Here is a 15,337-nt window from a genome sequence, read left to right on the forward strand (position 1 = left end):
CAGTAGTATATTGTAGGATGATTTGTCTTGTGAAATAGTCTTTGGCGTCATGTATCCTATTTTATAACACTTTTTTTACTCTGCTTACTTTTTTCTCTCCTACCCCGAATTATTGAGCGGATACGACTGAAGTCCTCACTACGAACCTGAAGGACTGAAGTCCTCACTACAAACCTGAAGAAGGACTAAAGTCCTCACTACAAACCTGAAGAAGGACTAAAGTCCTCACTACAAACCTGAAGAAGGACTAAAGTCCTCACTACAAACCTGGTTCGTAGTAAGGACTTCAGTCCTTCTTTCTTTCTTTTCCCTTAATTACCTGCTTCCAAGATTTTCTCAGCATTCTTCACACTTTCAATATCGTAAATATCGCGGTTGTAACAAACAATTTGTGCTACCAACTTTTCATGATGTTGCTGAGCTTTTGCCAACATAGAACCCTGGGAACGCCGATAATTGACAACTACTTCTTTCGTTCCCAAAAATGGGATATTATGTCTGTGACAATTGACCCAAAATTCCCAATCTTCGTAACCTTCTTTCATTCCAGCTTTATAACCTGCCACTAAATCCAAAATAGATTTGTGATACAGTGAAGACGGGTGAATCATGTTAGAGTGCTTGATGTTTTCCGGCGAATACAAATCGCAACTCGGTACTATGCGATTTTCTGTACCAAACATTTGATAAGAACCAAATGCTACACAAGGTACATGAGATTTTAAGCATATTTCTAAAAGACTATTCAAGGCGTTTTCAGCTAAAATATCGTCGGCATCCAAAGGCATGATGTATTCACCATTTGCTGCTGCTATTCCAGCATTTCTTGCCAGAGACAGCCCTTGATTTGTTTGTTCTACCAGCCTGATATTATGCTGGGGATTTGCTGCTATTAAATTTTTGGCAACTGTGCTAGTAGTATCTAAGCTGCCATCATTGACAATGATAATTTCCAAATTTTTGTAAGTTTGCTTAATTGCGCTAGTTACCGCTTGTGGCAAAAAATGAGATTGATTGTAGCAGGGAACAATCACAGATACCAAAGGTCGATTTTCCAATTGCTGGGATGCAGAAATTTGCCTGAAACTTTCTGTTTGGGCTGACTTTTGAGCAGCTTGCAAGCTATAAAAATAAATCTTGGGATGAACAATTGCTAATTGATTCAAATCCGTGTTTTGATATTCACTTTCTAAAATTGGATATCTCGATAAATATTCTTGTTTAACAAAAATAAATATATTCTGAGCGTACCAAGGCTCTACTTTGTCATTGTTCCATATTTTTCTCCTCAAGCAATCCACGACTGCAAAACCTTTTGTATGAAAATAATTTACCCAATATTGCGGCCACTGTTCGTTAACGTGTTCGACGCCTCCTTGAAACGGTATCGCAGCCGAAAACAAAATTACTGGTGCTAGTTGAGTGAGAGAATTAACAAAGGTTTCAGCACAGGTAGCTGGTAAATGTTCTGCAACTTCTAGGGAAATTGCTAAGTCAAACTTTCTTTTTAATTGCAGCGGTTGCTTTAAATCGGCGGATTGGAACTGATTTAAAGGAATTTGTAAAAGAGTGCGATCCACATAATCGCCATCTATTCCCAAACAGTCAGCAATTCCCAATTTATGAAAAGCAGCTAACCAACTTCCCGTACCGCAGCCCACATCCACTACACTTTTAGGTAAAATTGGTTGCAGCAAGTCTAACAGCAGGGGGATAATTTCTATAGCAGAAGTGCGAGTTCCTTCTCCTATTAATTCGTAGAAGTCTCTTGTATAAGAGGACTGTTTTTTTTTATTTTTTTTACTGCATGGGGTCGAATCAATGCTATCTAAATTGCTAATTTCATAACCCTGCAAATGTGCTGGTAACTCCCAGGAAACATTCGGATCTGGTTGATGTTTTACAGGCTCGACATTCCCCCGCCAAGCTGCACCCATAATTTGCATTGTTTGATATACTATCGTTTGCCAACCCTGTTGTTTCAAGTAATCTAAACCCTTAGCAACAGCCGGAGCAGCTAAGTCGTGAAATAAAATTATTGCATCTTCTTCAGCCAATTTTTCGCAGGCGATCGCATCATTTAACGGCCCATCACCTTCGTGTTCTCCGTCAATAAAAATTAACGACCATTTTCGGTTCAAATCCTTTGCTAATTGCTCTACTCTTTGGGGACTGTAACCGGGTACTAGCTCGACGGTTGTTTGCACGCCAGACGCATTGAGAGCGCCTTGAATTGAATCGATGACGCTTTGTCTGATGTCCTCTCTTTCTAATAGCGGATCGATGACATCTAACTCAACTCCTGCGAGGGCTAAGTGACAGGCCGACCATCCCAGCCAGCAGCCGATTTCTAACGCTTTTTTACCTGTAAATAGCAGGGCTGTATTGTAAAGGATGTGTGCTTCGTCGCGACTGAGAAATCCGACTGAACTAGCACGGCGATCGACATACCAATTGTGCTCGATTTCCCGGCGCAGATATGGCCACGGACAAGTATTGGTATCGCCCACAATCATGTTGGGAAAGTATGCATCTGGGAGAGTAATTTTTAGTCCGGGCGAGACGTAATCTCCGACAGGCAATGTATTGTTTTGAATTTGAGAGGGTGGTTGTACACTCATTTTTTCTGATTTTAATTGTGGGGATACTGGCTGTTGAATTGGTTGGTAGCGGAGACTAATTTCTACTTGATTCCCGTCTGTTGTTGCTAATTTTACCAAGTCGTGCTTGTGACCGGTGATGTGCAGAATGCCGATCGCCCCGTGCGGCAAATACGGCTCCACAAAACAGCGTCGCTGCTTGTCCCAGACGGGCAAACCGAAGTTGCAACTCCAATTGCACCCAGCCGGCAGCATCTCCGTGCGATCGAACATTTCAGTACCGTAAACCAACCGATTTAACGCTATTTGGTCAGTCATCAAAGAAACGTGCCGCTGCAATGCCTCATCCAGATATTCTGCCCAAAGTTGCCAATGCGGCGCATCTTTGTGCAGCGCAAAGATACCTGCATTAATAGTTGGATAGCTGTGCAACTGTTTGGCAAATTCTTCCCCAAAAGCTGCTTGATAATCGCGATAAACAAATTCCCAGTACCAAGGCAATTTGCCATAAGCTAAATAATAGCCTCTATCTAATTCTGGAACAACTGCTAAACCCCGTTTTGCCGCGCCTTTTACGAATAATTCCACAGCTTGCCAATCCTGTACCCAAGCATCAGCATCTATCCACAGGTAGATGTCAAAATTGGGGAAGTAACGGCGCAGAAACGGACGAGCTAAAAGCCCTTTGAGATAGTGAGGTGCTTCATTTTTACCGGGAAAGTTGAAGTCCCAATCGGGTTTTTGAATGATATTAACTCTTGTTTCCAGCCACTGCAATTGTTCGGGAGTGCAGCCGAGATCGAAAAAGCCGATCGCCACATTTGCACTTTCTGATTTTTCCCGCACCGATAAAATAGTACCTCGCACCAGTTCAAAGTAATTTGCATCGGCAGCCGTAATGATGATAATCTGCATAAATATAGGATTTCTAGTTAAGGATTGGGCATCGGGCATTGGGCATCGGGCATCGGGCATCGGGCATCGGGCATCGGGCATTGATTGTTTGTTATTTTTTATTTTATAGCGGTTATCAAAAAGATGAGGTATGTTGTTGGGCTTTAGCCCTCTTAGTCTAGTGGTTATATAAGCCGTCAGTCATATCTCATCTTTTTGAGAAAGTCTATATAATTGCTGATTCTTCCTTCTTCCTTAAATTATACTATCGAGGATGACTTATGAAAAACTCAAAAGGAAAAGTTTATCTAGTCGGTGGGGGGCCGGGAGATTGTAACTTGATGACAGTGCGATCGCAAAAACTGCTCTCCCAAGCCGAAGTCTTAATCTACGACGCACTCATCGACATCCCGCAACTCGCATTAATTCCAGTAACTTGTCAGAAAATCGAAGTGGGGAAACGCGGCGGCAAACCTTCCGCCCAGCAGCAAGAAATTAACCGTTTGCTGGTAGAACATTGCCAACTTGGCAAACAAGTAGTCCGTCTTAAAAGTGGCGATCCATTTATTTTTGGTCGCTCCAGTTCCGAAATTCAAGCATTAATTATAGCAGGCTGCGAATTTGAAGTAATCCCCGGAATATCCTCAGCATTTGCGGCACCTTTACTAGCAGGAATCCCCCTCACAGATCCGGTGATGAGCCGCTGTTTTGCAGTGATGAGCGCCCACGAACCGGATGCGCTGGAATGGGAAGCTTTAGTGCGGATAGAAACTCTGGTAATCTTGATGGGAGGACGCAATTTAAGCGAGATAGTCTGGCAATTAAAAAAACACGGACGATCGCCCGAAACTGCGATCGCCATTATCCGAGATTGCGGCCGCCCCGAACAGCAAATCTGGATCGGCACGCTCTGCGACATTGTACAGCAAACAACAGGTGAATCTCTATCGCCTTGCGTCATCGTCATTGGGGAAGTAGTTAGATTGCGCGAATTTTTAATCCAGCCAGAAAGCACAAACATGAGCCATACACCTGTCACCGCTAACATGAGCCAACCGCTAGCCGGAAAAACGATTTTAGTCACCCGCGCGGCTTCCCAGTCCGGTCAATTTAGCGATCGACTCCAGCAACTGGGTGCCCGCGCGATCGAAATGCCAGCCTTAGTAATTGGTGCGCCTTCAAGTTGGGAACCGTTGGATAGTGCGATCGACCAAATGTCAAGCTTTCACTGGTTAATCCTCACTTCCCACAACGCCGTAGACTGGTTTTTTCAAAGATTGCAAGCAAAAGGCAAAGACGCGCGGAGCTTGTTTGGCATTAAAATCGCAGTAGTTGGGAAAAAGACAGCAGAAAGTTTGCGATCGCACTCACTACAACCCGACTTTATTCCCCCCAACTTTGTCGCCGATTCCCTAGTCGAAAACTTCCCCGACAATTTGCAAAACTGCAAAATCTTATTTCCCAGAGTAGAAAGTGGGGGAAGAGAAGTTTTAGTCAAAGAATTCACCGCCAAAGGAGCGCAAGTAATCGAAGTACCAGCGTACCAATCTTGCTGTCCCGAAACAATCGATCCGATCGCCCTAGCCGCACTCCAGAATCAAGCCGTAGATATCATAACCTTTGCCAGTTCCAAAACCGTACATAACTTTTGCCACCTGATCGATACAATTCCCGAATTCTCCTTATCTCAGGATTGGCTAGAAAAAGTTTGCATCGCCTCCATCGGCCCGGAAACCTCCAAAAGCTGCCAGAATTTATTGGGCAAGTTAGACCTAGAAGCGACAGAATATACATTAGATGGGTTGACTGAGGCGATCGTCCAATGGGCAACAAAACATCAAATTACATAGTTGCACCCGAAGCGGTACGTAGTTGCGCTTGAGCGCTCTTTCAGGGCTAAAGCCCAACAACGTACCACTTCAGATCGCACAAGTACGTAGTTGCGCTTCAGCGCTCTTTCAAAGGTACGTAGTTGCGCTTCAGCGCTCTTTGAGGGCTAAAGCCCAACAACGTACCGCTTCAACTTTTGCATCCAACAATTAGCGAACAAGCTACCACATAGCAATGAATCATCCATAGTGAGTAGGGTTCGTCAAAGGCCAAGCCTAATTTATTGTAGACATTGCAAGCCTGACATACCTTACAACTGAATGTCTAGATAGGAAATCGCGGAACAAAAAAGCGAGTAAAATTATCAGTAAAGAACAAAGCCGATCGCCAATAGCGTCAAAACATTAATCAAACTAAAAACCCAAAAAGCCCAAACCACCAACCGCAGCGAACTCCCATACCAAACTACCAATTAGCAACAGCCATGAATATAAACTTTTCTCGTTACGACACCTTAACCACCTTGCTAGCAGGAACCACCGCAGCCTTAACCATAGTCATCAGCCAACCGGCGATCGCCAAAACACCCCAAGAAGTCGCCAGCATCGCCGGGCCGCTGACAGTACAAATCAATAGTTCCCTAGGAGACGGTTCCGGGGTAATTATTGCCAAAAACGGCAAAACTTACACAGTTTTAACAGTCAATCACGTCGTAGAAAAAGCAGACGTGAAATACACCGTTCGCACGTCGGCTGGCAAAAACTATCAAGTAAGCAACGTCACCCGCTTGCAAACAGCCCCAACAGATCCGGATTTAGCAGTAGTCAAATTTGAAAGTCCCGAAGAATATCCAGTGGCGACGCTAGCCGATTCTGACAAAGCCGTCATCGGCACTCAAATCTTCGTTTACGGCTATCCCGCTACGGGGGGACTCTTTGGGGCCGAACGAGAACCAGAAATGTCTCCCGGACTCGTTACCAGCCGCCCGCGCGATCGCCGGGAAGGTTACACTTTGCGGTATCAAGCCGTCACTTGGAGTGGGATGAGTGGCGGGCCAGTTTTCGACTCAGAAGCCCGAGTCATCGGCTTGCACGGACAAGGGGAATTCGGTTTCGCCCAAATCAGTAACGGCGAAGTCGCCCCGATTAAAACAGGATTTAATGCAGCAGTTCCCATTAATACATTTATCGCCAAACTGGTGGCGGCGGGAATTAACAAATCCGAGTTGAAAGTAGACAATACTCCCACAACTATCGGCCCGGTATCCACCGCCAATCCGCAAGACGCCCAAGCCTATTATTTTCGAGGGCTTTCCCGCTTAGATGAAGGAGATGCTTGGGAGGCGATCGCCGATTTCAACAAAGCACTCACTTTCAATCCTAAATACAGCCCAGAATTGCATTTTAATATCGGCAATGCCCGCACTTTCATTACTGCCGGCTTGCCACAACCCGACCCCACCCGCGGTGGAACCGCTATTCAAGCATACACGCAGGCGATCGCAGCCAATCCCGGTTTTGCCGACGCCTACTACAACCGAGCTTTAGCTTACCTGACAGAAGACAAAGCCAAAGCAATTGCCGACTTTCAAAAAGCAGCGGAACTTTACAAGCAAGGCGGCAGAACAACCGCATATCAAGACGCCCTCAAGCGCATCCAACAATTGCAGTAGAATGATAAGTTAAGAATTAAGAATTAAAAATGAATTATCCCATTTTTAATTCTTAATCGAATTCATACAAACAGCAGGTAAATAATCATGACTGCTATTACATTAAATCTCAATTCCATTATCCAACTAACTTCCGAACAGTTTTATCAACTGTGTGAAGAACACCCAGAATTGAAACTAGAACGCAACGCCAACGGAGAATTAATCGTCATGCCACCAACCGGAGGAGAAACAGGGAAACGCAATTTAACAGCAGGCGCTCAACTCTGGATCTGGAACGATCGAACCGAACTCGGTGAAGCCTTTGATTCCTCCACAGGATTTACTCTGCCCAAGGGCGCCGATCGCTCTCCTGATGCGTCTTGGGTAGAAAAATCGCGTTGGCAAGCTTTGACACCGGAACAAAAAGACAAATTTATCCCCTTATGTCCTGATTTTGTCATCGAGTTTCTTTCTCCGAGTGACAGCTTGAAAAAGACTCAGGAAAAAATGCAAGAATATATGGATAATGGGGCGTTGCTTAATCATGGTATGAAAAAAATAAGTTTAAAATCCAAAACCTTTGTGGATACTGGTTTCTATGACAGACCTATTTAGCCTTTCATACCGTAAATCAGCAACGCCGGATAATGGCTGCCGCTTGGGTTGGCTGATTAACCGCAAAAAACGAGAAGTAGAAATTTATCGCCCCGGCCAAGAAGTGGAAGTTTTACAATCTCCTCTCGCCCTTTCTGGGGAAGATGTTTTGCCGGGATTTGTTTTAAATTTGCAAAAAATTTGGAATTAGTAAGATTAAACTATAACTTCGCCTATCTTCGGTTCGTAGTGAGGACTTTAGTCCTCATCAAGGAAGGACTGAAGTCCGAACGATCGAACCAATTTGATATAAGTGTAAATATCTATAAAATTAAGGCTAGCGAATTATGGTTCAAACAATTCAAGCTAAAAATGTCACATTAGAAGAATTAAAAACCATTTTTAACCTGCAACTTGTCACCGACGACCAATTTTTCCCTGAATGGCAAGACGAGTTGCCCGAAATCACCGACTTTCAGAAACGACAGCTAGATCAGATTAAAGCGGGTTACTTCAACTTGCTTGAGTATCCGCCGATGCTGGAAAAAACCATCAGTTTGTCGATCGTCTCTCCGCTGTTATTTGCTGGCGAATTTTACCTGCACCCATTTTACATTAAACCGGAAAAGTCCGTCGAAATTTCCGAAGAAGATGAAGGCGTGATTATTAAAGGCAGCATCGACACTTTAGTTTTAAAAGACCAATTGTGGCTGATGGTAATCGAGTCTAAACGAGTTTCTTTTTCCATCGAAGCGGGGCTGGCACAAATCTTAGCTTATATGCTAGCAAACCCCAATCGCGATCGCCCGAGTTACGGCACGATCGCTACAGGCAGCAGTTTCATCTTTGTCAAATTAGTCAACGGAGAATCACCGCGATATGCCACATCTAAAGGATATCTCACTCGCAACCCTGGCAACGAACTTTATGATGTACTCCGCATCCTCAAACGCTTGAGTCAGATAGCAGCTAACAATTAGTCATCAGTCATACCAGATCGTATCCCGTCGATTAGCATAACAAAAAAGGTTCGTAGTACGGACTTCAGTCCGCTCTTTTCTCAGAAGTAAAGCCCAAACATTGCACCTTTTGATTGCGCGTAATTTAGAGAACTTAATCTCACCCGATCAGGCTCCTGTGCCAAGCATTGCAGGTAAATCGATTTCTTTGACGCAAGTTGCACGCGATAAGGACAACACGCAGTCGATAATACAAAGTAGGTCAGCGAGTGGAATTGCACGATCGCCCAGCAGTCCTTCCGCTTCCAGATCCGCAAGTACCTCCGGCGTTCCCACATTACCCGGATTAATGACAGTGACACCTATTTGTTGCGATCGCAATTCCTCCCGCAGCGCGTGAACCACTCCTCGCAATCCGAACTTGGATGCCGAGTTTGCAACCTCGCGGGCAGGGAAATTATCGCGCCCAGACAAAGCGCCCACAAACACAATTTTCGGATTGTGCGATCGTCTGAGTGCAGGTAAAAGCCCCTTAACGAGTCGAATTGGTGCCATCAAGTTCACAGCAATGACTCGTGCAATGTCTTCATCCGAACAGTTTTCAAAGGAATATTTGCGAGTAAAAGCGTTAGTTTCCCAAGTACCTCCCGTGTACAGCAAGGCATCGAGTACATCGCTGCCAATTGCCTGCACAGTTGTCTCCACACCAGTCAAATCTGACAAGTCAGCACTTATCCATTCTCCGTTGGGTGAAGGCGTGCGGGATACGGCTAGCAAACGGCGGGACTGCGACGCGAGGTGTTCGGCAACCGCCAGCCCAATTCCGCGACTTGCTCCTGCGACAAGAATAGTGTTGAACATTTTCCAAATTCCTAGCACATAGTTCTATCGGGTATACTAACGAATCAAGGGATTTTTGTTTTGTGCGATCGCAAATATCGTTTTCTCGATTCTACTCAATCTCGTCTCTGGGCGTTTAGCACTTTGAATCCAAGATAGAATATTTTTTTTAGTTGTTTTGTTGAATCCTGCAAAGTTTCTGTTTGCAGTATCGTCTGTTTCTAAAGCTTCTTTTAAGTCTGCTGGAATCACTAATGCTTCAATCAAATCTAAACTTGTCCATGAGCCATCTTGTTTAGCTGCTATAATTTTTTCTAACCCAGCTTCGGTCATCTTCCCTTCAGCAATTAATTCTTCGATATATTGCTTGTTCAATTTTGACCAGACACTTTTTGGTTTTCGAGGCGTGAAGATTTGTCGGTAACTTTCTGCATCCAATGATTTGACTTTGCTGTCAATCCAGCCAAAGCAAAGTGCTTCTTTGACTGCTTCGCTATACTGCACGCTAGGTTTGCCACTTTTGACTTTGTAATAAACCAGCCAAACTCCGATCGCATTTCCAGAGTTTTGCTGCAACCACTGCCGCCAGCAGGCTCGATCGCTAGCGTAAACTATATCGAGTTGGTCTTCAAATTTCGGCATAACAGGAAAGAGATTTAACCAAAACTATCTTACCAAGGCGAACCAATCATTGTAAAAGCGGCCCAATAATACGGATGCGACAAATTACGATCGCCCCTAGCCGTCAATTCCGCAGGCAAAGGCAGAGGTTGATTGTTGCCCGATCGCACCAAATAACCATCCTGCAACCGCACTTCCCCGCGCAACATCGTCAACTGCGCTTGCCGCAAAGCCTCAGCCTTAATCGGTGCCGTCCGCAAATGCTGGTAAAACTCGGTCATCAACCCCAAAGTTCCAGCATCTGACACATACCACAAACTCGCCAAAGCCGATTTTACCCCCGCGTGTACCGCCAATCCCGCAAACCCCAACTCAGCCTGTTCGTCTCCCACCGCCGTAGTGCACGCACTCAAAACTAACAACTCCACCTGCGGGTTAGATAACTTCAACTCTTCCAACTGATTTAACCGCAATTTAGTATCCCAAAACTGAATGTAAGAATTTTGGGCACCACCAGGCTGAAAATCGCCGTGAGTAGCTAAGTGAATAATTTTGTATTGGGATTGATTGCGTTTTTCCTTCAAATTTGCCAGCGTAAAACGTTCGTTGAGAAAAGACGCACCATGCCAAATCTTGCCCACAATTGTTGATATTTCCAACGGCACCGCAGGTAAAGGATTTTGATCGTATTTTTCGGGAAATTTCGACGCACCCATCGCCAAAACTTCCGAACCCTTAACATCGGCATAGCGAGTATCAGTCAAACTCAAACTGGGAATCAGCCCCAAACTATACTTTTCTACCAAAAACTGTTTGCCGTCAAACAGAGCAGCTAAAGGTAAAGTTCGCAAACCGGCATCCATCGAAAACGCCAACGTGTCAATCTTGTTAGCATCCAATTCCGCTTGCAGCGGTGCAATTAACCACTGGTAAAGTTCCTTGGCAGGTTCCTTGTAATCAGAACCAGTCAATGTCTTGGGAGTTCTGATAGCATTAGTGAATTCCTTAGCAACTTGCAGCACTGTTTCGCGACTTGCAGGCACGCTTTTAAACACATTTTTGCCGTCTGGCAATAACAACACAAGTTCTAAATTCTTGTCTTTCACCCAGACGTAAACGATCGCCGGTTTAACTCCCGTCAAGCGATTGACGCTGCTGAGAGTATCTCGGATACTTTGCTGCGTGATTGACTTTCGATCGAGATTTCCACCAAAGTAACGTTCAAATTCCCGGCCCTGATCTCTATCCCTTTGCTGCACTGCGTCGATCGGACTTATTTGCGCGATCGAAGTCGATCGAGAAATCTCAGGCAGCCTCAAACTCGCGATACTGTCTGGATTGCCACTTCCAGGTTTTTGTGCAGTTGCTGCACTGCCGTTTTCTGTCGCACTAGACGCACCCACATTGTCTTTTAACACCGACTGCGACAGCAAAACAGAGCCGGCAGCAGTCTCGTTCGACCGTTCGTCAACAGGCACAGTAGCAGACCCTGAGGATACATTTGCTGTACCGCTCTTGGCCGGAGACGCTGCGGGAGTCTGAGTGACAATTTGTGGAGAATTGCCTGTATTTTTTAGTCCCACAGTGGTAGTTGGTGCTGGACTCGGCAGGCTCAACAGGGGCGCGGTAGCAGTAGTTGAGGAGGTAGCGTTCGACTTCGAGTTTCCTGTCCCAACAGTCGTGGTTGTGCAGTTTCCCGACGGGCAAGTGCTTTGCAACAGCGTCAGCGAACCCGATCGCACCTGTCCGTCTGTAGAAATGCTAACGCTGGTGCGATCGCTCGTCGTTTCGCTTCCAGCAGCCCGAAACAATCCCCCAGCCTGGATTGCCACATCGCCGCCCGTATTTCCATTAGCTTTGATGGAAACAACTTCAACATCTTTCTGCCCGGTAATCTTGCTCGAACCGGCACTTCCCGACTGCGAACTAGAATTGATCACCCCTGTCACGATCCGGCCCGGCGCCACGATCGAGATATCTCCGCCGCTTTTTGCACCGAAAGCATTGACATTACCAGCTTCTACCGAGCCCGCGCTGCGGATGTTGATATTGCCCGCCGTCCCATTTGCCGATCGAGTGGAAACCATACCAGCAGTCACATTACCTTGGCTGCTAGTGATGTTAATCCCCGCATTCGAGGTAACGTCTCCCACTGCCACACTACCGCCCATCAGAGCGATGGTGGCGTTATCTGTTCCCGCGATCGCACCCGTTCCCACGATCGCACCGCTTCCCAAGGGCGATCGAATCGTCGTCGGATCTTGAAATGTCACCGCCGGCGTTGAATTGGGCGTTGTGGTTGCCGGAGTAATCGCGATCGAGCCGCTGCCGTCAGCACGCCCGATCGCGATTGAAGCAAACCCGTTTCGCAGCGAGTTCAATTCCGCAGCAGTCAAGTTCAAAGCCTCAGTCTCAGCAGCACCAGCGATCGTCATATTTTGAGTTGGATCGACTGGTTGCAGCACCAGATTGCCGTTGCTGGCGATCGAATTGTTGCCGCCCGTCAAGTCAATTTCGTTGCCTGTCAGAGTAATATTTCCACCTGTTTCCGAGCCGCCAGCTTCGATCGCGCTAACAGTGACTCCGCCGCGGCCAGTCAGCGTCACATTCCCCGCGCGATCGCCCCTAGTGTCGATCGCGCCAGCAGTCACCGTACCCTCGGCGGTAACGCTCACATCTCCCCCCGACGTGCGCGGCACTTTGGCAGAATTGACAGAAGTGTTGATGCTGGGGGGACTTCCTGTGCGTAGCGCAGCCGTAGTCACATTGCCGGTTGTGCTATTGATGCGAATTTCCTGATTGTTGGTAGTGATATTTCCGATGCGGATATTGCCCTCAGCTTTCAGAGTAATTGAGGCATTGTCTGCCCCTGTCAGGGAACTTGTGCTCGTAATTGTTCCCAAACCCGCCGGCGATTGAATAATTAGCGGATCGTAAAATGTGAAATTATTAGCAATCAGAATCGAACCGCTACCGTTGCTGCGGCCGATCGTAATTCCAGCAAACCCATTTTGCAAATTTTCGAGTTCGTTTGCTGTCAGATTCAAATAAGTATTAGTCCCGACATCTCCAGAACCAGCGATCGCAATATTTTGACCGGAATTCCAAGGTTGGAGTACCAAAAATCCCGTCCCGCTGACCGAATTTTTGTCCCCTTTCAAATTAATTTCATTACCAGTTAAAGTAATGTTTCCCGAACCACCGGCGATCGAACTAACTCCCAGAATATTCCGAGCCGTCAAAGTTACATTTGCCGACGATTTAGAACCGCTAGCATCAAGTTTTTGGGCTGTGACGTTCAGGCCTTCGATCAAAATATTGCCGCTGTTGCCGCCGCTGGAATTCGATGCCGAAACATTGGCTGCAACGGTTGTTCCGGGACTTATCAAACTAATATTTCCGCCGTTGCTGGACAAATTACCCGCAGTAATTTGACTTCCCTCCAGGGAAAGCGCGCCTCCGCGAGTGCTAATTGTATCTCCAGCATTCATCGAAAAAACACCCGCACCGTTGCGATCGGCATCTGCTCTCAATGTTACCGATCCAGTAGTTGCGGCAAAGCTCAACTTATTATCCGCCAAATCAGCAATTTTAATATCATTGAGCGCTTCCAGAACCAGATTTGTCGTCCCCGAGATACTTTCCAAAGCTCTTCGTGAAATAGTCAGCGAAGAATCGTCCTGGTTTTGCTGCCCTGGTGAACGCGTTTGTGTTGCCAAAATATTACTGTTAGCAATAACTGCCGCATCCCCCGCAGCTTCTGAGGAATCTGTAATTAAAATATTTTCAGGATCGAAGAGCAAAGTCCCCAAACCGTTTGTCCCGGAAGTATCGACAGTGCCGTTAAACATCAATCTTTGCTTGCCGGAAATTTCCACAAACCCGCCAACACCGCTGCTGTTCGATTCAGAAACGCCCGTTGCGCTGATGCGGCCCAAAAATGCTGTTGTGTTGTCCGCCCAGACAAAAACTCTGCCGCCGTTACCCGATTTAGTGGCGTTGGCTGCGATCGAACTTTTGCCATCCACGTAAGTCATTCTGGCATTCGGCACAGTTCCCTCGCCTCGGTAATCTCCTCCGATCCGCACCGTACCGCCGCCGTCGGGCCCAGAAGCCTCAATCTTCGCTCCCAACACCCCTACCTTGTCGCCCAACACGTTGACAGTACCTCCCGCGCCAGACGATCGGGCAGACACGTCCGCAGTACCTGATACCAAAGCAGTTCCAGCACCTGCCGGCACTGTTTGGCCGCCCGTAAGTACGACTTCACCGCGATCGTTCGTAGTTATACCAGTAGCGCTAGCCACGCCGGAACCCGAGAGTAGCTTTGGCAAACTCAGAGGAGAAAACGGCAGAGCTTCCGAACCTGGCACTCCCGCAGCCGGAGCAACTTCTAAACTCAGCAAAAGTCCGTCTTGACTCAACCGCACCAGATTTTCGCCCGGGACAGCCGCCACCGTAATTTGACCCCCCGGCGCTGAAAGTCTCCCCGTACTGATGACAGTACCGCCCAGCAAAGTCAAACTCTGCCCGTTTTCCACAGCCAAGTCACCAGCATTGACAATACTCCCCGGCTGTGCGCCAAAAGCAAAAGTATTCGGTGCTCCCACTAAGCCCGCATAGTTATTCGCCCCCGTACCGTTGAACCAGCCGCTGTCAAAACCGATACCGCTAGCGGTGGTAGCCAGAAAAGACCCTGGTACGTCTAGTCGCGCATTACTGCCAAAAATAATCCCTGCCGGGTTCACCAGGTACAAGTTAGAATTGCCACCAGTAACTCGAATTAGACCGTTAATTAAGGAAGCGTCGCCACCGACAACGCGGCCGAGGATATTTTTAATGTTTGGGTTGGAGAGGAAATTGGCAGTTTCGCCAGGATTTAAACCAAATCGAGTAAAACTGTGGAACAGATTTGCTCCGTCTCTGGAACTTGTGCCACCTGTAATATCGTAGCGAGAGGGCGACGCACCGGGCGTGGTGATGGTGGTTCCGGTGCCGTCTGGGGCTGCCATAATTGGCTGTGCCGCAGCAATTTGAGATTGGCGATAAATTGCCACAAGCACCCATCCGCTGCTATCTTCTTTGAAGAAAACCAGGTTGGGGAAAAAATCTAATATCAAAAATCCAGCCAGGGGAATTGCTGCCAGAATCGATCGCACAGCAGATTGAGCATTCATAAAATTTGCCTCGATCTAGACCTGAATTCGAGTTTTAAATGGAGATTTTTGGTAAAACACAGTCGATCGCACCCTCATGCTGACCATTCCTAAGGCTAACTCTCGATCGCCAATTCCCAAGTTTTAGTCCGATTTTGATTGTGCCACCAACATAGCAAACACTGACAC

Annotated in this window: 8 protein-coding genes and 1 pseudogene; 5 read left to right on the forward strand and 4 right to left on the reverse strand. The window is 46.7% G+C overall.

The genetic code is table 11. The features are described from left to right. Positions 1-311: 311 nt before the first annotated feature. On the reverse strand, positions 312-3,596 hold the full coding sequence (locus tag QZ938_RS26530) for a glycosyltransferase (protein WP_293354479.1): 3,285 nt from the start codon (positions 3,594-3,596) through the stop codon (positions 312-314). Positions 3,597-3,775: 179 nt separating this feature from the next. Here QZ938_RS26530 and cobA point away from each other — a divergent pair, with 179 nt between their 5' ends. The 5 genes and pseudogenes from cobA (at position 3,776) to QZ938_RS26555 (ending at position 8,552) form a co-directional block, all read left to right on the forward strand. Next, positions 3,776-5,344 (forward strand): uroporphyrinogen-III C-methyltransferase, encoded by a 1,569-nt coding sequence (gene cobA / locus QZ938_RS26535; RefSeq protein WP_293354481.1) that lies wholly within the window; start codon positions 3,776-3,778, stop codon positions 5,342-5,344. Positions 5,345-5,808: 464 nt separating this feature from the next. Then, entirely contained in the window at positions 5,809-6,996 is a 1,188-nt protein-coding gene (locus tag QZ938_RS26540) for a tetratricopeptide repeat-containing serine protease family protein (RefSeq protein WP_293151773.1), read from the forward strand. A gap of 87 nt (positions 6,997-7,083) precedes the next feature. Beyond that, the gene (locus QZ938_RS26545) at positions 7,084-7,593 is read left to right on the forward strand and encodes a Uma2 family endonuclease (RefSeq protein WP_293354483.1); all 510 of its coding nucleotides are present in this window, start codon (positions 7,084-7,086) and stop codon (positions 7,591-7,593) included. A gap of 28 nt (positions 7,594-7,621) precedes the next feature. Further along, positions 7,622-7,783: pseudogene (locus QZ938_RS26550) on the forward strand (Uma2 family endonuclease); the annotation flags it as partial. 136 nt (positions 7,784-7,919) lie between these two features. Further along, positions 7,920-8,552 (forward strand): restriction endonuclease subunit R, encoded by a 633-nt coding sequence (locus QZ938_RS26555; RefSeq protein WP_293151768.1) that lies wholly within the window; start codon positions 7,920-7,922, stop codon positions 8,550-8,552. Between the two features lie 147 nt (positions 8,553-8,699). On the opposite strand, the gene QZ938_RS26560 is transcribed toward QZ938_RS26555, so the two are convergent. The 3 genes from QZ938_RS26560 to QZ938_RS26570 are packed head-to-tail and all read right to left on the reverse strand — an operon-like array spanning position 8,700 to position 15,169. Continuing rightward, positions 8,700-9,392, reverse strand: coding sequence for an SDR family oxidoreductase (locus QZ938_RS26560; RefSeq protein ID WP_293151766.1), 693 nt, complete (start codon positions 9,390-9,392; stop codon positions 8,700-8,702). A gap of 36 nt (positions 9,393-9,428) precedes the next feature. After that, on the reverse strand, positions 9,429-10,013 hold the full coding sequence (locus tag QZ938_RS26565) for a YdeI family protein (RefSeq protein WP_293151763.1): 585 nt from the start codon (positions 10,011-10,013) through the stop codon (positions 9,429-9,431). Positions 10,014-10,042: 29 nt separating this feature from the next. Then, the gene (locus tag QZ938_RS26570; protein ID WP_293354485.1) at positions 10,043-15,169 is read right to left on the reverse strand and encodes a CHAT domain-containing protein; all 5,127 of its coding nucleotides are present in this window, start codon (positions 15,167-15,169) and stop codon (positions 10,043-10,045) included. Positions 15,170-15,337 lie beyond the last annotated feature (168 nt).

Origin of the sequence: Microcoleus sp. CAWBG27, assembly GCF_020883145.1 — a bacterium.
Classification (GTDB): Bacteria; Cyanobacteriota; Cyanobacteriia; order Cyanobacteriales; family Microcoleaceae; genus Microcoleus.

What these genes read in the sequence shown, in the direction of transcription:
- QZ938_RS26555 (WP_293151768.1), top strand. Translation starts at nt 7,920, where the DNA reads ATGGTTCAAACAATTCAAGCTAAAAATGTCACATTAGAAGAATTAAAA.
- QZ938_RS26560 (WP_293151766.1), bottom strand. Translation starts at nt 9,392, where the DNA reads ATGTTCAACACTATTCTTGTCGCAGGAGCAAGTCGCGGAATTGGGCTG.
- QZ938_RS26545 (WP_293354483.1), top strand. Translation starts at nt 7,084, where the DNA reads ATGACTGCTATTACATTAAATCTCAATTCCATTATCCAACTAACTTCC.
- cobA (WP_293354481.1), top strand. Translation starts at nt 3,776, where the DNA reads ATGAAAAACTCAAAAGGAAAAGTTTATCTAGTCGGTGGGGGGCCGGGA.
- QZ938_RS26565 (WP_293151763.1), bottom strand. Translation starts at nt 10,013, where the DNA reads ATGCCGAAATTTGAAGACCAACTCGATATAGTTTACGCTAGCGATCGA.
- QZ938_RS26570 (WP_293354485.1), bottom strand. Translation starts at nt 15,169, where the DNA reads ATGAATGCTCAATCTGCTGTGCGATCGATTCTGGCAGCAATTCCCCTG.
- QZ938_RS26540 (WP_293151773.1), top strand. Translation starts at nt 5,809, where the DNA reads ATGAATATAAACTTTTCTCGTTACGACACCTTAACCACCTTGCTAGCA.
- QZ938_RS26530 (WP_293354479.1), bottom strand. Translation starts at nt 3,596, where the DNA reads ATGCCCGATGCCCGATGCCCGATGCCCGATGCCCGATGCCCAATGCCC.